Raw genomic sequence first — 16,108 nt, 5'->3', positions numbered from 1 at the left:
CGGTTTCCGGACCACTCCCACAAGAGGAGCGATCCCTCTGCATGGATGCGGAGGAGAGGCGGTCCGCCGGTCTGGATCATCCATTTTCTAAGGAGGAATTTCCCATGAAGATCATTGTTACCGAGAAGGCGCCCGGCGCCATCGGCCCCTACTCTCAGGGCTATGAGACCAACGGTCTCGTCATCACCTCCGGCCAGCTGCCCGTGGACCCCGCCACCGGCGCCATGCCCGAGGGCATTGCCGCTCAGGCCGAGTGGAGCTGCAAGAACGTGGGCGCCATTCTGGAGGCCGGCGGCGTGGGCTTTGACAAGGTGATCAAGACCACCTGCTTCCTGGCTGACATGGCTGACTTTGCCGCCTTCAACGAGGTGTATGCCAAGTACTTTACCTCCAAGCCCGCTCGCAGCTGCGTGGCCGTGAAGGATCTGCCCAAGGGCGCTCTCTGCGAGATCGAGGCCATTGCCGAGAAGTAAGCAGAGAAATCATGGAATACTCTGCCATGCGGTGTGACGGTATTTGCGGTCACACCGCATTTTTTATGTACAAGACGGCCAAGGGCGCCTTGAAGTTTTCCGCAGGGAACGGGATGATGATTTACCGCCGCGCTGCCTTGTGGTATACTCAAAGAGATCAAAGCGGAAAGGATGAGGCAGATGCTGCGCGTGGGAATACTGGGAGCGGGAAAAATCGCCGGAATCATGGCAAGGACCCTGCGGGAGATGGAGAACGTCCAGGCCTGGGCAGTGGCCTCCCGGGAGAGGGAGCGGGCGGAGGAATTTGCCCGCACCTATGGAATCGAGCGGGCCTATGGTTCTTACGAGGAACTGGTGGAAGATCCGGCGGTGGATCTGATCTATGTGGCCACGCCCCACTCTCACCACGCGGAACACTGCCTGCTCTGCATCGAGCACGGAAAGCCGGTGCTCTGTGAAAAGGCATTCACCGCCAATGCAGCCCAGGCCCGACAGGTCCTGGCAAGGGCGGAGGAGCGGGGCGTCTTTCTCACTGAGGCCATCTGGACCCGCTATATGCCGTCCAGAAGGATGATCGACGATCTGATCGGTGAGGGCGCCCTGGGAGAGGTGGTCTCCCTCACCGCCAATCTGGGCTATCCCCTCACCCATGTGGAGCGGATCATGGAGCCCGCTCTGGCCGGAGGGGCCCTGCTGGACATTGGGATCTATCCGCTGAACTTCGCCAGCATGGTGCTGGGAGATGAGGTGGAGGATGTCACCTCTGCCTGTGTCAAGACATCCACCGGGGTGGATGCCCAGAGCTCCATCGTACTGCGCTACCGGGATGGGAAGATGGCCACCCTGCATACCACTGTACTGGCGGCAACGGAGCAGTATGGCATCATCTATGGCACGAAAGGCTATCTGATCGCCCACAACATCAATAACATTGACCGTATCTCCCTCTTTGGGCCCGACCGGTCGCTCCGGCGGGAGATCACGGTGCCCAAACAGATCACCGGATATGAGTATGAGGTGGAGGCCTGCCGCCGGGCCCTGGAGACGGGAGCGCTGGAGTGCCCTGAGATGCCTCACGCGCAGACCTTGTGTATGATGGAGCAGATGGACGCTTTGCGCCGGGACTGGGGCGTGCGTTACCCCTTCGAATGAGGCAAATTCCCGGAACGGGCAGGAACGGATCGAGCAGGAGGAACGAGTTTGAACATCAAGGAAATTGCAAAACTGACCGGCGTATCCGTCGCCACAGTATCCCGCAGCATCAACCAGCCGGAGAAGGTGTCGCCGGAGACCAGAGAGCGCATCCTGAAAGTAATCCGGCAGCTGGACTATGTTCCCAATCCATCGGCCCAGAGTCTCTCGACCGGCCAGACCAGGACGGTGGCCTGTGTGGTGCCCACACTGCGCAACGAGTTCTTTAACCAGCTGGTGGAGGGCTGCCAGAAGGTGCTGTTACAGGCCAACTATAAACTGCTGATCTACTCCCAGAGCAGTATGCCGGGCCAGGAGCGGCCGGATAACCGGAGCGTGGACGGCATGGTGATCTATGTCTCCGACTTCTCCGGCAGCGAAGAGGTAAGAGAGTACCTGCAAAATGTCAAGGTGCCCTATGTACTGATCGGAAATCCGGAGCAGATGGGGCTGGACGGACCGGTCACCTCGGTCTATATGGAGGACTACGAGGGGGTGCAGATGGCGCTGCGCTACCTCTATGCCGAGGGGAACCGGATCTTTGGCGTTCTGGCCGCCACCGAGGACACCTTCATTGGGCGGAGGAGAGCGCAGGCAGTACGGGACTTCTTCGAGGAATATCCGGACTGTCTGTGCCGGATGCAGTTTGTGTCCTACGGAGACCAGCTGCGGCAGTCTGTGGAGTGTACCCGGCGGCTGCTGGAGCAGGGGGAGCGTCCCACCGCCATGATCACCTTCAACGATATGATGGCGGTGGGAGCACTGAGATGTCTCCACAGCGGCGGCATCCGTGTGCCGGAGGAGATGGAGCTGATCGGCTTTGACGACATCCCGCTGGCCAGCTATTTTACACCGGCCCTCTCCACCGTAGCGGTGCCCAACCGGCGGCTGGGAGAAAAGGCGGCCGAGCTGCTGCTGCGGAGACTCTCTACCGGGCATGAGATGGCCCAGTGCGTGCTCTATCCGGTGGAACTGCGGCTGCGGGAGAGTACAAAAAATCTCGTGAACAGCGGCGACCTGTAAAACAGGTCGCCGCTCCGCGTGTCGAAAAACTTCGACACGCTTCTCAAAAATGCAGGCATTTTTTCGAGGGGATGCAGGCCGCCGCGCGCGTGCCCTTTTGGGGCACACACTTACGGCCTGAGCAGAGTGTTTTCCGACGTACATGCCGCCGGAAAACACGATTTTGACTCTTTTCCGCCGTCTGCGGACGGCGGAACTCTGCGAGGCTCTTGCAGCGAAAATCGTCGAAATACACTTTATCGACAGTCTGGCAGCGGCGACCTGTAAAACAGGTCGCCGCTGTTTTTGTGCATAACGCATAGAACTGACCGGAAGATTTAAAACAGGTTTACCAATCTTACAAAAAGGTCTGGATTTTTCCATGGGAATGTGCTACTATACATACGACGGATGTAACCGTTTACAGAAACCGATTACAGTATAGGAGGAGAAATCCATATGGGGACCATCAAGAGAATGAATCATATTTTCCGGGAAGACGGCAACGCCATCATCACAGCCTTTGACCACGGTGTCAATTCCGGCCCCATGCGTGGAATCGAGCATCTGGATCAGGCCCTCAAGACCGTGATCGATGCCGGTACCGACGCGGTGATCCTCAACATCGGTATGGCCCGGAAATATGAGGCTCTGCTGGGCCGCACCGGCCTGATCGTCCGGGCGGACTTCCCCTGTACCGACTATGCCAGAGGGGCACACGACAGCATCCTGTGCGTGGCGGTGGAAGAGGCGGTCAAGGTGGGCGCCGACGCCGTTCTCTTCAACGGCGGTCCCGATATCTCCGGCGAGGACATCGAGCTGGAGCGCACCATGATCCGCATCATCAGCACTCTGCGCCGGGAGTGTGAGCAGTACGGCATGCCGCTGCTGGCCGAGATGGTGCCCGGCGGCTTCAACCCGCCCCAGGAGTATATCAACATTGACAGCCTGAAGCTGGCGGCCCGCGTGGCGGCAGAGGCCGGCGCTGACTTCCTGAAGATGCCCTACCGGCCCGGCTATGAGGAGGTCGTGCAGGGATGCGAGGGGCTGCCCATCGTGGTGCTGGGCGGCGCCAAGACCAATTCGCAGGAGCAGTTCTTTGCCAATATCGACGACGCCATGAAGTGCGGCGCCCACGGCGTGGCCATCGGCCGGAACATCTGGGGCCACGAGCATCCCGACCGGGTGATCAAGCTTCTCAAGGGCCTGATCCATGAGGGGGAGAATCTGGAGACCGCCATGGCGCATCTTGGATAAAACCGTGATATGAGACCAGGGGGGAGCGGTTTTACCGCTTCCCCCTGCTGTATCTGTTTGGCGGTGTTCAAAGGAAAAGAGAGGTGTCCGAATGACACAGACCTATTTGCTCGGCATTGATATTGGTACCAGCAGCATCAAAACGGTGCTGATGGACGGTACCGGGAGACGCCGGGCCCAGCATACCCATTGTTATGAAACCATCCAAAGCCAGCCGGGCTATGTGGAACAAGACCCGGACGGTGCGTGGTGGACCGGGACCCGGGCGGGAATCGCCGCCTGTCTGGAGCAGTCGGGGATCCACCCCTCCGAGATCGCCGGCATCTGTGCCAGCGGTATGGTGCCCAACCTCTGTCCTCTGGATCGGGAGGGGAGACCGGTGCGGCCGGCCATCCTGTACCGGGACAACCGGGCCATTGAGGAGGCTGCCTGGCTCCAGGAACATCTGGGCTGGGAGAGCAATTTGCAGGACGTCACTCCCAAGCTGCTCTGGATCAAGCGCCATGAGCCCGAGGCCTATGGGCGGATCGAGATGGTGCTCAACGCCCACTCCTATATCGCCTTCCGACTGACCGGCGTATACAGTGCCGACCACGATATTGCGGCCATCTTCGGCGGGGTATATGAGGAGAAGCGCCATGTCTGGCTGCCGGAGCGTATGCGGGAAGCGGGACTGGACCCCAAGGTACTGCCCCCCCTCTGCTGGCCCATGGATGTGGTGGGTACCGTCACACAACAGGCCGCCGAGGAGACCGGACTGGTACCGGGCATCCCGGTGGTGGCTGGAACGGGAGATTCCTACACCATCCTGGTGGGCACCGGTACTGTGGATGCGGGCGAAGGCCTCATTTACCTGGGGACCGCGGGAACTTTTCTGGGCCTGGAGCGGTCTCTGGACGACCAGGTGGGAAGCTGCCCCTTCATCACCGGCGGTGCGCGCTTTCTGGGGAATGTGCTCACGGGTGGGGAGATCACCCGGTGGTTCCGGGACTCCGTGCTGCTGCGTGAGGTGAGCTATCAGACCCTGGAAGAGGCGGCCAATGCCGTGGCCCCGGGGGCAGATGGACTTTTCGCCCTGCCCCATCTGCTGGGCGAGCGCACGCCCCAGGCAAACCCCCTGGCCAAGGGAGTGCTCTTCGGCCTGACCAACGCCCATACGGCGGGACATATGTACCGTGCCCTCCTGGAGGGTGTGGCCTATGCCCTGCGGGACTCCTATGAGAGCAGCGCCCTGCCTCTGAGCCGCCTGGTCATCAGCGGGGGAGGGAGCAACTGCCTGCTCTGGCGGCAGATCATTGCCGATGTACTCAACCAGGAGCTGACCTACCTGCCCCAGGGAGACAATGCCATGGGCACCGCCTATCTGGCGGGGCGCGGGCTGGGACTCTTTGACAGCTTCCGCATCGTGCGGGACCGCTGGCTGGGGGATGGGGAGCGCATCGTACCTAACCCGGCGGAGGTGGAGCGCTATGACCGGAGATTTGCCTATTATCAGTCCCTCAACGCCCTGTGCCGGCCGGCTTTTGAGGAACTGGCCCGGCTTGATTTGAGATAAGGAAGAGGGAGGCGCGCACAATGAAGATTGCCGCATTTGTCAGCAGTTCCAGCCATCACGGCAACACCGCCACAGCGGTACAGAAGTTTCTCGAGGGCGCCCGGGCGGCCGGCGCGGAGACCGAGATCTACTATCTCCACGACTATGATATGAAGCCCTGCCGGGGATGCCGTGCCTGCGAGAAGACTGGGACATGCGTCATCAAGGGGGACGATATTCCGCTGCTTCACGAGGCCATCCGCTCGGCAGACGCCTATGTGCTGGCTACCCCCACCTTCTATGGAGATATTACGGGAGCATTCAAGGTCTTTGTGGACCGGTGCTATCCCTTTGTGGACATCTGGAAGGATGAGGAGACCCAGCAGATGCGCTTTGGCAGCCGCAACAAAGAACGGCGGCCCGGGGTGCTCATCGCCGTGAGCGGAAGCCACGGAGACATGGTGTTCGACAGCCATATGAAGGTGGGATATTTCTGCCTCAATGACCTGAACAGCTATCCCTGGCGGGAATTCTGCATCCCCTTTACTACCTGGAAGCCGGTGGCCGAGATGGAGGATGTGGTGGAAAAACTCTACCAGGGCGGGCAGGATCTGGTCCGCCATATGGAGAGCGGGGAAGGGGAGGACCTGGCGCGTACCGGCGCCTACTTCGCCCGCTATCGTGAACTGAAATACAACTGAGGAGGAGCATAGAGATGAAAAAGGCAGTCATTACCGCAAAAGAGACCGTAGAGCTTCAGGAATTTCCCATGCCGGAGATCCGGGAGGATCAGGTACTGGTCAAGGTAAAGGCCTGTGGTCTGTGCACCTTTGAGCAGCGCTACTTTACGGGCGGCAAGGAGCAGTATCCCTTTAACGGCGGCCATGAGGTCTGCGGCGTGGTCGAGCAAGTGGGCAGCCGCGTGGCTTCCGGCATCCAGCCCGGCGATAAGGTGGTGGTAGCCGCCATCACCCGCTGCGGCGAGTGCTACTACTGCCAGAGAGGCATGGACAATATGTGCGCCAACGGCGGTGACAACCCCGAGCCCGATACCCTGTGGGGGCCTGGCGGACTGAGCGAGTATATGGTGGCCGAGGGCTATCAGGTCTACAAGGTCAGCGATGAGATCGACTTCTCCGTGGGCACCCTGGCTGAGCCTCTGGCCTGCGTGCTGCGCAGCGTGCAGAAGGCCCATGTGACCTACGGCGATACCGTGGTCATCACCGGAGCCGGGATCATGGGCCTGCTCCATGTGAAGGTGGCCAAGCTGAGCGGGCTGAAGGTCATCATCACCGAGGTGGACGAGGCGCGGAAGGCCACAGCCCTGCGCCTGGGCGCCGACCGTGTGGTGGATCCCACCAAGGAGGATCTGCTGGCGGTGGTCCGGGAGATGACCGACGGCCGGGGCGTAGAGGCGGTCTTTTATACCGCGGGCGGCGCCAAGGCGGCCGAACAGGGCATCGATGCGCTGGCCAAGGGCGGCACCATCGTGTTCTACGGCGCGATCTACCCCAAGGGAACCGTGAGCATTGACCCCAACAAGATTCACTATGATGAGATCAACTTCACCGGTCTGGTCTCCACCACCAAGGAGAGCTTCCGGGAGTCGGCCCGGATGCTGTCGGAGGGCCTCATCGATGTGCGGGAATTCATCAGCGAAGAGGTGCCCCTGGAGCAGATCGACTATGCCTTCCGCCGGGCGGTTTCGCCGGATACCTACCGCGTCATTGTACGGCTTTGATGGGAAAGGAGACACTTATGCGCGCACTGCTGAGAAACAGCGATACCCCGCGGGATTTTGCCATGGGTGAGGTGCCTGAGCCGGTCACCCCGCCCGGTATGGTCAAGATCAAGGTGGCCTATGCCGGCATTTGCGGCAGTGATCTCCACATTTACCTGGGGCAGGAGAGCGGCCTGCCCCAGGGGATCCACGGGCATGAGTTTTCCGGCACCATCGCCGAGCTGGGCGAGGGCGTGAGCGGTTTTACAGTGGGACAGCGGGTGACGGCTGAGCACACCGCCTCCACCTGCGGACGCTGCGCCTACTGTAAGACCGGGCGCTATCAGCTCTGCAGCCATCGCCACTCCATCGGCTTTGATATTCCGGGGGCCTTTGCCGAGTATGTGCTGGTGGATCCCCAGTACATCCATCCCCTGCCCCAGGGGGTGAGCCTGAAGGCGGGCGCCCTGACCGAACCGCTGGCCTGCATCATCCACGCCGTGGAGCTGGTGGAAGTCAAGCCCGGCATGCCGGTGCTGGTGGTGGGACCCGGCCCCATGGGCTTTCTGGCTGCCCTGACCCTGCGGGCCTATGGCTGCCAGGTGGAGCTGCTGGGTACCCAGGTGGACCGGGAGCGGCTGGAGCGGGCCGCCGCGGCCGGGATCTCCGTGCTGGAAGAGCTGCGGCCCGGGGCGTCTTATCCCCTGACGGTAGATTGCTCCGGGGCCCAGGGCGGCATCCGCAGTGCCATGAGCGCGCTGGAAAAGGGCGGCACCCTGCTCCAGGTGGGCATCGCCACCCGAGAGGTGACGCTGCCCTATGACCAGGTAGTCTATCGGGAGTGGAAGATCCAGGGGACCTTCTGCCATACCTGGAAGGACTGGCACCAGGCCCTGCGCCTGGAGGAGACTGGACGGCTGGACCTGAGCCTGGTGGTGACCGGCGAGGTGGAGCTGGAAGACTGGCAGTCCGCCTTTGAGGACCTTCTGGACAAAAAGGGCATGAAAACGCTCTTCCGCATCGGCGGAGAGGAGGCAGCACAATGAAAATGAGACAGATCCAGTTCGACGGCGTGGGAGAGCTGCGCCAGGTGGAACGGGAGATCCCGCCCCTCAAGGACACGCAGGTCCTGGTAAAAGTGGAGGCCTGCGGGCTGTGCACCTGGGAGCGCTATATCTATGCGGGGACCGAGAGCATGCCCTTCCCCTTTGTGGGAGGACATGAGATCGCCGCACGGGTGGTGGAGACAGGGGCCGCGGTCTCCTCGGAGATCCGGGTGGGCATGCCGTTGTCGGTGGCGAAATGGGTCCGCTGCAATCAGTGCGAGCTCTGCCGCCGGGGCTATGACAACCACTGTCTGGGAAACGACAAGCCTTCGGATAAGGGCTATTCCGGTCCGGGCGGATTCTCGGACTATCTGGTGTGCGAGAGCTATGAGATCTTCCCCTTCCCGGAGGATGCCCCCATTCACTACGCGGCCCTGGCCGAGCCGGTAGCCTGTGTGACGAGAGCGGTCAACCGCCTGCGGAGCGTGGCCGGGGATACCGTGGTGGTCGTTGGGGCCGGACTGATGGGCCTGCTCTTCCTCAAACTGCTCAAGCTGCGCGGGTACAAGGTCATCGTGGTACAGCGCAGTGCGGCCCGGCGGGAGCGTGCAGCCAAGATGGGCGCCGATCTGGTGCTGGATCCCGGGGCGGAATACTGGCCCGAGCGGGTACGCCGGGAGACTGGCGGTATGGGGGCGGCCTCCGTCGTCTACACGGCGGGCGGCTCCGCGGCGGTCAATGAGTGTCTGGACGCCGCCCGGATCGGCGGGGACGTCATGCTCTATGCGCCCACCCATGAGGAACGGCCGCCGGTAGATCTGGATCTGGTCCACTTCAAAGAGCTGGTGCTGACCGGCGCCATCCGACATGACAAGGAGAGCTTCCGACAGGCCGTGCGCCTGCTGGGCAGCGGACAGGTGGAGTTTGGAGATCTGAATCTCAGCTTTGGCTCCATGGAGCATCTCCGGGAGGAGATGGAGCGGGCGGATACCGACCGGGAGATCCACCGCATTCTGCTCCGCTGGGAATAAGAAACAGAACCATAAAAACGGCGGGCGACCGCCGTTTTTATGGTATGGGAACCAAATGGATCACTTACAGAAAGGAGGAATCAGCGTGTGCTATTCACTCAATGAGCGGGCCTGCCGCATCATCGAGGAGAACATTCTGCCCCATCTGGACGCGCTGGGGGTACAAGTCCATGTACTGAAAAACGGAGCCACCGTGTTGGATATGGGGGTCTTTGCCAAGGGAGGCTGGATGGCGGCCAAGTATTTTACCCAGTCCAATCTGGGGGGACTGGGAGAGCTGACCTATGGGACCATGCAGGTGGGGAGCCATCGCCTTCCCACGGCGAACATCTTCGTGGACCGGGCGGCCGTGGCCGAGCTGGCGGCCCATGATGCCTTTCTCTACATCGAATATCAGGGGGTCAAGCGCTCAGTCTCCGGGCCGCTGCGCTCCGTCACCGGAACGGATCACTTTGCCCAGGCGGTCTCCTACCGGGACCCGGCGCCCCGGAAGATCGTGGCCCATATCCAGATCGATGAGCTGCCCGATGAGGGGATGACCGAATTGATCGCCGGAGCCGTGGGACGGCATCCCAGAGATCTCTACCTGCTGGCCGCCCGGACGGGAACTCTGACCGGAGCGGCCCAGGTCTGCGCCCGCAATGTGGAGCAGAGCCTGCCCAGTCTGCTGGACCAGGGATTCCCCATCGACGCCATTGTACAGGCCTGCGGGAGCGCGCCCATCCCAGCGGTGGTGGACGATGAGCAGCTGGCCTATGGGCGGGTAAACGACGGCCTGATCTACGGGCAGGAGACCAACCTCTATGTAGACTGTGCGGATGAGGAGATCACCCGGCTGGAGACCATCCTGCCCTTCAACAAGAATGGAGATGTCTACGGGATTCCCTTTGAGACGCTCTTTGCCCGCTGTGATTACCTCTGGCGCAATGTGCCCCGGGAGTGGGATGCGCCCTGCCGGGTCAATTTCTTTAATCTGCGTACCGGGCATTCATTTTCGTACGGTGCCCTGCACCATGGCGTGTTGGAACAGGCCTTTTTGGGATCGAATGGAGGAAAGTAAGGATGGAATGGAGAGAAAAAGCAGCTCAGTGTTTTCAGAACCTGATCGAAGAGGCCGGCGCCAACCACTGCGCGGTACAAGCGCGGGAGCAGGGGACCTGGATCGATGCCGGATGGGACGTGCCCGGCGGCTGGATGGTGGCCAAATGTGTGCTGGAGGGCCTGAGCGGCGGCCGTGGACAGGTAAGCTATACCCAGCGGCAGATGGCCGACGGGATGCAGATCCCGGCACTGGAACTCTTCCTGGATGACCCGGTGGGCACGGCCCGGGCCTTTCAGCGGGACGAACAGGGGATCTATGGCGTCCGGGGAGAAGAAGGATATGTGCTGGGTGTGACTGACCGCCCCCTGGCGGAAGAAAAGGGCTGGAAGGGAAATGTGGTGAGTGCAGGCCCCAACAGCCTGTTTACCGGCATTATGGAGGCTGCCGATCTGATGGCGCAGTGCGTGCAGGCCCTGGAGCGGGAAGGCGTATCCGAAATTCTGTGGGGATGGAGCAGCTGTCCGCTGGCGGCTATGACGCAGGATGTGGAGGAGACCCGCTGCCGCCGCCTGGAGATGGCAAAACGGCATACCGCCATTTCGCTCTGGGTGCGGGGAGAGGGCAGCGCCATCCGCCGGGCCATCGAGGGCATGGATATGGAAGAGTTTTTTGTGCATGAACTTGTAACCGCTTGTACATATGGAAAAAGATAATAATTTATCATCTAATGCAATGTTTAATGAAAGATAGTTGCTATTAAGATATAAAATATTTTGCGATATTTATGCACTTAGTAGAAAAACACAAAAGTACCACAAAAAAGCGGAGGTAATACTTGCAAAGTGAACAGAAGTGTGGTACTGTAAATGCAACAAGAGTGTAACCGATTACAAAAAGCGCGAACGGAGGAGTTCAGAGACACAGTTCTAAGAAATTGAAGGAGGTATCCCCAAATGAAACGGAAACTGATGGCGCTCTTGCTGGCTGGTGCACTTGCTGTTGGCCTGGCGGCCTGCTCGCGAAATGTTGGGACAGAAGACTCTGCGCCCCCTGCCAGTTCCCCGACTGGAGGAACGACGGAGACCACGGGAGCAAAGGACCCGTCCGAGGTCAAGGTAGCTCTGGTGTGCGGCGGCGCCGTGAATGACGGCGGCTGGAATGCCAGTGCATATGAAGGACTTCAGCGCATTGAGGAGACCCTCGGAGTAGAAACCGCTTACACGGAAAAGGTAGCGGTTGCCGAGATGCCTCAGGTCATTCGGACTTACGCCCGCCAGGGCTTTGACCTGATCTTCGGTCATGGCGCTGAGTTCGGCGAGCCGATGAGCACGGTGGCACCTGAGTTTCCGGATACCACCTTCGTGGCAGTCAACGCCAATGTAGAGGCGGGGAACCTGACCGGAACCGTCTTTAAGTTTGGTGAATGCGGATACTTCTGCGGTATGGCGGCCGCCATGGTCTCCGAGACCGGGAAGATCGGCATCATTCCTCCCGATGATGCCCCCAACAACAAGGCGGACATCGACACCTATGAGCTGGGCGCCAAGGCGGTCAATCCGGACATCGAAGTGTACACCGCATTTACCGGCTCCTGGGACGATCTGCCCAAGGCCAAGGAGGCTTCCGAGTCTCTGATCTCCAAGGGCTGCGACGTACTGCTGGCCATGGGCGACGCGTATGCTGTGGGCGTGTACCAGGCCTGTGAGAATGCCGGGATCAAGGCCATCGGCTGGGTCAGCGATCAGCATGATCTGTCCGACGCGGTGATCTGCTCCGGTCTCCAGTCCGTGGGTGATGTGTATGTGGCCACTGCCGAGCGTTACCTCGAGGGCACCATGGAGCAGGGCGTGCAGGTCTATGGTATGCCGGACGGCGCCCAGGGCATGTCTGAGTTCTACGGACTGACCGAAGAGCAGGCGGCCGAAGTAGAGGCGGCCATGCAGGACTATCTGGACGGCAAGCTGGAGATTCCCACTCTGTACTAAAACTGAATTTCGATCTCGGAATCCGAGAGGAACACGAGCGACAGAAGCGTGACCCCAAGTGGTGCAGCGACCGACCGTTGCTGCACCACTTGTGCATTCAGAGGGACTCGGAAAGATATTGGAGGAGTGATCATGAACAAGCGAGCCCGTGCGATGGTGAATTACCTTATTTCCATCGTGATTGCTCTGCTGCTGGCATTCGCCATCATCGGCGCATTGCTGCTCTGGCAGGGTGTGGATCCTGTGGAGACCTTTATGGCCCTGTTTCAGGGCGCATTCATCGGAAAGAGCAATCTGGGCGCCAGCCTGCTGCTGGCGACCCCGCTGATTCTGGGCGGCCTGGGCATTGCCCTTTCTTTCCGGTGCGGTATCTTTAATATCGGCGGTGAAGGTCAGCTCTATCTGGGTGCCTTTGCGGCGACCTGGCTGGGCGTGAATCTGGTTGGCCTTCCCTTCTGGCTGCACATCCCCATCTGCTTTTTGGGCAGCATGATCTTCGGCGGCCTGTGGGCTCTGATTCCCGGCTATTTGAAGATTTCCAAGGGCTATAACGAGACGGTGACATCGGTGCTGCTCAACTATGTGGGCGTGTATTTTGTCAACTACGCCCTCTCCAGCTTCTTCAAAGAGCCGGGTGCGCTGAACCACCAGTCCCCCAAGATTCAGACCTCGGCCATGCTCTCCAAGATCATGTCGGGCAGCGAGCTCAACACCAGCTTTCTCATGGCACTGCTGATTGTGGCGCTGTTCTTCCTGATCTTCTACAAGACAGATGTGGGCTTCAAGCTCCGGGCCGTCGGCCAGAACGCGGAGGCCAGCCGGACCTCCGGCATTCATACCCGCAAATATCTGCTCCTGGCCATCATCGTCAGCGGCGCCCTCTCCGGACTGGCCGGCTCGGCGCAGGTCATGGGCTATCAGCATCTGATGGTACAGAACTTCTCCCCCAATACCGGATACGATATCATCGCCGTGGCCCTGATGGGCAACCTGCACCCCATCGGCGTTCTGATTGCCGGTATCTTCCTGGGCGCGCTGCGCAGCGGTGCCAGCGTGATGCAGATCATGATGGGCGTCCCGGTGACCATCCTCTATATCATTCAGGGCGTGATCATCCTGAGCATCCTTGGCTTCAGCCGCGCCAACATTGACTTTATCGGCCTGGTGGGCGGACTGTTCCGGAAAAAAGAGAGCCAGAGTATGGCGAAGGAGGCGTAGTCATGGAATTTCTGAATATCTTTTTAACGCCGGATTTCTACTCCGCCACGTTCCGTCTGGCTACGCCTCTGATGCTGGCGGCCCTGGGCGGCGTCATTTCCGAGCGCTCCGGTGTTCTGAACATGGCGCTGGAAGGACAGATCCTGATGGGAGCCTTTTTCGGATACCTGGGATCATATCTCTTCCAAAACGTATGGCTGGGCGTTCTGACCGCCATGGTGGGGAGCCTCTTCCTGGCCGCACTGCACGCCTTTATGAGTATTAAGGTAAAGGTCAACCAGGTGGTATCCGCAGTGGGCCTGAACACGCTGGCCCTCGGTATTACCAGTACACTCTTCCGCTTCCTCTTCGGGACCGATTCGCAGATGGCCAGCTGCCCTGGCATGGCCAACCTGGATATTCCGGTTCTGAGCGATCTGCCCTTTGTGGGGCCGGTCCTGTTCAGCCAGCATCCGCTGACCTACGCTGCGGTGGTGCTGCTCATCCTCCTCAACCTCTTCCTGTTCCGTACCAGCCGGGGCCTGGAGCTGCGGGCCGCCGGTGAAAATCCCCAGGCGCTGGATGTGGCGGGCGTGGACGTCATTCGCATCCGCTGGCTGGCGGTCCTCACCACGGGCCTGTTCTGCGGACTGGCAGGAGCCAGCCTGACCCTGACAGGACTCAATACCTTCTATGATAACCTGTCCTCCGGCCGTGGCTTCATTGCCTATGCCGCGGTGGTCTTTGGCAAGTGGACGCCTGTGGGGGCTGCGTTGGCCGCCATCCTCTTCGGCGCGGGCGACGCGCTGCAGCTGCGGATGCAGACCATCTTTGATATTCCCTATTACTTCTACATGATGATGCCCTATCTCATCACCTTCTTTGCGCTGGTCTTCTTTATGGGCGCGGCCAAGGGACCGGCGGCCAACAGCATTCCCTTTGAAAAGGACAAGGGGCGCCGCCGCTCCGCCCGCCGCAGCAGAATGGGAGGGAACTGAATGGAACCGGTATTGCGCGTACACAACATTACAAAACGGTTTGGAAGCAATGTGGCCAACGACCATATCAGCTTTGACCTCTATCCCGGTGAGATCCATGCACTGCTGGGTGAGAACGGCGCGGGTAAGTCCACCCTGATGAATGTGATTTACGGTGTCTATGGCGCGGACGAGGGCGAGATCTATTTGAATGGAAAGCCGGTGGAGATTTCTTCCCCCAAGCACGCCATTGAGCTGGGGATCGGAATGGTGCATCAGCACTTTATGCTCATCCCCGCCTTTACAGTGGCGGAGAATATCGTGCTGGGCATGCAGAAGGAGCTGCGCCTGGATATTAAGGATGCAGAGGCCAAAATTGCCGCAGCCAGTGAGAAATACGACCTGAGAGTGGATCCCCATGCGTTGGTATCCACCCTCTCCGTGGGCGAGCAGCAGCGGGTGGAGATCCTGAAGGTACTGTTCCGGGGGGCGAAGATCTTAATTCTGGATGAGCCCACCGCTGTACTTACCCCCCAGGAGATTACCGAGCTCTTTGCCACCCTGGAGCGGCTGAAGAAGGATGGCGTCAGCATCGTCTTTATCAGCCACAAGCTCAATGAGCTCATGAGCATCAGCGACCGGATCAGCATTCTCCGCCGGGGAAAGATCACCGGCTGCATCGACGATCTGGCCAACTGCAATCCGGAGGCACTGGCCTCTGCCATGGTGGGCCGTCAGGTCACACTGGGCGTGGAGAAGCCGGAGCAGGAGGCCGGGGAAGTGGTGCTGGAGCTGGATCACCTCTCGGTCTGCAATGAGGCCAAGAAGGAGATCATCAAGGAGTTCAGCCTCCAGATCCGTGCCGGAGAGATCGTAGGCCTTGCCGGTGTAGACGGAAACGGACAGTCGGAGCTGGTCAAGGGAATCACCGGACTGCTTCCCGCCACGGGGGGCGCTATTCGCATCCAAGGGGTGGATATGACCGGAAAAACCCCCAGAGAGTTTATTGACGCGGGTGTGGGACATATCCCCGAGGACCGGCATAAGCAGGGCCTGGTGCTCTCCATGTCGGTAAAAGAAAATCTCTTTTTGGAGACCATCCAGGACCGGCCCTACACCAAGCGCCACCTGCTCCAAAAGAAAGCCATCCAGGAAAAAGCCAAAAGCCTTCAGGAGTTCTATGACATCCGTGCGGCCTCTTTGGAGGTGCCGGCCGGTGCGCTCTCCGGCGGCAATCAGCAGAAGATCATCGTGGGACGCATCTTGGAGCAGGATCCGAAGCTCCTGGTGGCGGTCCACCCGACCCGCGGACTGGATATCGGCGCCACGGAGTTTGTCCATAAATGCCTGCTGAAGGCCCGTGCCGAGGGATGTGCCATCCTGCTGGTCTCCACAGAGCTGGATGAGATTCTGGAGCTGAGTGATCAGATCGCTGTGATCTATGAGGGCGAATGCATGGGCGTGGTCCGGGATCGGGACGCCACAAAAGAGGGCATTGGTCTGCTGATGGCAGGCGTAAAGGGAACACAGGCGGCTACGGCATCCTAAATACGTGTAAAAAGTCCGGTATGGCAGAGCCATACCGGACTTTTTTAACGGAGAAAGAAAACCACAGTCCATGGCCGGAGCGGCACAGTGGACTGTGGTTTTTGT

15 protein-coding genes are annotated in these 16,108 nt (G+C 60.1%); all 15 read left to right on the top strand.

The window, feature by feature from the left end:
* The first annotated feature begins 104 nt into the window (after positions 1 to 104).
* The 15 genes from INF37_RS08590 to INF37_RS08520 all read left to right on the top strand — a co-directional run bounded on the left by INF37_RS08590 (position 105) and on the right by INF37_RS08520 (position 16,003).
* Positions 105 to 473 carry a RidA family protein gene (locus tag INF37_RS08590; RefSeq protein ID WP_101691581.1) on the top strand — a complete coding sequence of 123 codons (369 nt, stop codon included), beginning with the start codon at positions 105 to 107 and terminating at the stop codon, positions 471 to 473.
* 180 nt (positions 474 to 653) lie between these two features.
* A complete protein-coding gene (locus INF37_RS08585) occupies positions 654 to 1,625 on the top strand; it encodes a Gfo/Idh/MocA family protein (RefSeq protein WP_346728036.1) in 972 nt (323 codons plus the stop codon).
* Positions 1,626 to 1,673: 48 nt separating this feature from the next.
* A complete protein-coding gene (locus INF37_RS08580) occupies positions 1,674 to 2,687 on the top strand; it encodes a LacI family DNA-binding transcriptional regulator (protein WP_101691322.1) in 1,014 nt (337 codons plus the stop codon).
* A 438-nt stretch (positions 2,688 to 3,125) separates the two neighbouring features.
* Positions 3,126 to 3,923, top strand: a complete 798-nt coding sequence (locus INF37_RS08575; protein ID WP_101691321.1) for a class I fructose-bisphosphate aldolase — start codon at positions 3,126 to 3,128, stop codon at positions 3,921 to 3,923.
* Between the two features lie 91 nt (positions 3,924 to 4,014).
* On the top strand, positions 4,015 to 5,478 hold the full coding sequence (locus tag INF37_RS08570; protein WP_193537715.1) for an FGGY-family carbohydrate kinase: 1,464 nt from the start codon (positions 4,015 to 4,017) through the stop codon (positions 5,476 to 5,478).
* A gap of 20 nt (positions 5,479 to 5,498) precedes the next feature.
* On the top strand, positions 5,499 to 6,158 hold the full coding sequence (locus INF37_RS08565) for a flavodoxin family protein (RefSeq protein ID WP_101691319.1): 660 nt from the start codon (positions 5,499 to 5,501) through the stop codon (positions 6,156 to 6,158).
* A gap of 14 nt (positions 6,159 to 6,172) precedes the next feature.
* Complete coding sequence (locus INF37_RS08560; RefSeq protein WP_193537712.1) at positions 6,173 to 7,198, top strand: zinc-dependent alcohol dehydrogenase; 1,026 nt, start codon at positions 6,173 to 6,175, stop codon at positions 7,196 to 7,198.
* Positions 7,199 to 7,215: 17 nt separating this feature from the next.
* On the top strand, positions 7,216 to 8,223 hold the full coding sequence (locus tag INF37_RS08555) for a zinc-dependent alcohol dehydrogenase (RefSeq protein WP_193537710.1): 1,008 nt from the start codon (positions 7,216 to 7,218) through the stop codon (positions 8,221 to 8,223).
* A complete protein-coding gene (locus INF37_RS08550; protein ID WP_193537708.1) occupies positions 8,220 to 9,254 on the top strand; it encodes a zinc-dependent alcohol dehydrogenase in 1,035 nt (344 codons plus the stop codon). Before INF37_RS08555 ends, INF37_RS08550 begins: the two co-directional genes overlap by 4 nt.
* 85 nt (positions 9,255 to 9,339) lie before the next feature.
* Positions 9,340 to 10,314 carry a methenyltetrahydromethanopterin cyclohydrolase gene (locus INF37_RS08545; RefSeq protein ID WP_180956705.1) on the top strand — a complete coding sequence of 325 codons (975 nt, stop codon included), beginning with the start codon at positions 9,340 to 9,342 and terminating at the stop codon, positions 10,312 to 10,314.
* A 2-nt stretch (positions 10,315 to 10,316) separates the two neighbouring features.
* Positions 10,317 to 11,009: a methenyltetrahydromethanopterin cyclohydrolase gene (locus tag INF37_RS08540; RefSeq protein ID WP_193537706.1), complete on the top strand. Its 693-nt coding sequence runs from the start codon at positions 10,317 to 10,319 to the stop codon at positions 11,007 to 11,009.
* Positions 11,010 to 11,249: 240 nt separating this feature from the next.
* Complete coding sequence (locus INF37_RS08535; RefSeq protein WP_186964091.1) at positions 11,250 to 12,281, top strand: BMP family protein; 1,032 nt, start codon at positions 11,250 to 11,252, stop codon at positions 12,279 to 12,281.
* Between the two features lie 132 nt (positions 12,282 to 12,413).
* Entirely contained in the window at positions 12,414 to 13,499 is a 1,086-nt protein-coding gene (locus tag INF37_RS08530; RefSeq protein WP_186964090.1) for an ABC transporter permease, read from the top strand.
* A 2-nt stretch (positions 13,500 to 13,501) separates the two neighbouring features.
* Positions 13,502 to 14,476: an ABC transporter permease gene (locus INF37_RS08525; RefSeq protein WP_101691311.1), complete on the top strand. Its 975-nt coding sequence runs from the start codon at positions 13,502 to 13,504 to the stop codon at positions 14,474 to 14,476.
* Positions 14,477 to 16,003 carry an ABC transporter ATP-binding protein gene (locus INF37_RS08520; RefSeq protein ID WP_101691310.1) on the top strand — a complete coding sequence of 509 codons (1,527 nt, stop codon included), beginning with the start codon at positions 14,477 to 14,479 and terminating at the stop codon, positions 16,001 to 16,003.
* Positions 16,004 to 16,108: the final 105 nt, after the last annotated feature.

Origin of the sequence: Pseudoflavonifractor gallinarum (genome assembly GCF_014982855.1) — a bacterium.
GTDB classification, from domain to species: Bacteria; Bacillota; Clostridia; order Oscillospirales; family Oscillospiraceae; genus Pseudoflavonifractor_A; species Pseudoflavonifractor_A gallinarum.
The sequence above is the reverse complement of the archived record's forward strand: the minus strand, read 5'-3'. Positions and strand labels throughout refer to the sequence as shown.

Coding starts and splice junctions, on each gene's coding strand:
- INF37_RS08540 (WP_193537706.1), top strand. CDS start 10,317: ATGGAATGGAGAGAAAAAGCAGCTCAGTGTTTTCAGAACCTGATCGAA.
- INF37_RS08535 (WP_186964091.1), top strand. CDS start 11,250: ATGAAACGGAAACTGATGGCGCTCTTGCTGGCTGGTGCACTTGCTGTT.
- INF37_RS08525 (WP_101691311.1), top strand. CDS start 13,502: ATGGAATTTCTGAATATCTTTTTAACGCCGGATTTCTACTCCGCCACG.
- INF37_RS08550 (WP_193537708.1), top strand. CDS start 8,220: ATGAAAATGAGACAGATCCAGTTCGACGGCGTGGGAGAGCTGCGCCAG.
- INF37_RS08575 (WP_101691321.1), top strand. CDS start 3,126: ATGGGGACCATCAAGAGAATGAATCATATTTTCCGGGAAGACGGCAAC.
- INF37_RS08520 (WP_101691310.1), top strand. CDS start 14,477: ATGGAACCGGTATTGCGCGTACACAACATTACAAAACGGTTTGGAAGC.
- INF37_RS08570 (WP_193537715.1), top strand. CDS start 4,015: ATGACACAGACCTATTTGCTCGGCATTGATATTGGTACCAGCAGCATC.
- INF37_RS08590 (WP_101691581.1), top strand. CDS start 105: ATGAAGATCATTGTTACCGAGAAGGCGCCCGGCGCCATCGGCCCCTAC.
- INF37_RS08585 (WP_346728036.1), top strand. CDS start 654: ATGCTGCGCGTGGGAATACTGGGAGCGGGAAAAATCGCCGGAATCATG.
- INF37_RS08530 (WP_186964090.1), top strand. CDS start 12,414: ATGAACAAGCGAGCCCGTGCGATGGTGAATTACCTTATTTCCATCGTG.
- INF37_RS08560 (WP_193537712.1), top strand. CDS start 6,173: ATGAAAAAGGCAGTCATTACCGCAAAAGAGACCGTAGAGCTTCAGGAA.
- INF37_RS08555 (WP_193537710.1), top strand. CDS start 7,216: ATGCGCGCACTGCTGAGAAACAGCGATACCCCGCGGGATTTTGCCATG.
- INF37_RS08565 (WP_101691319.1), top strand. CDS start 5,499: ATGAAGATTGCCGCATTTGTCAGCAGTTCCAGCCATCACGGCAACACC.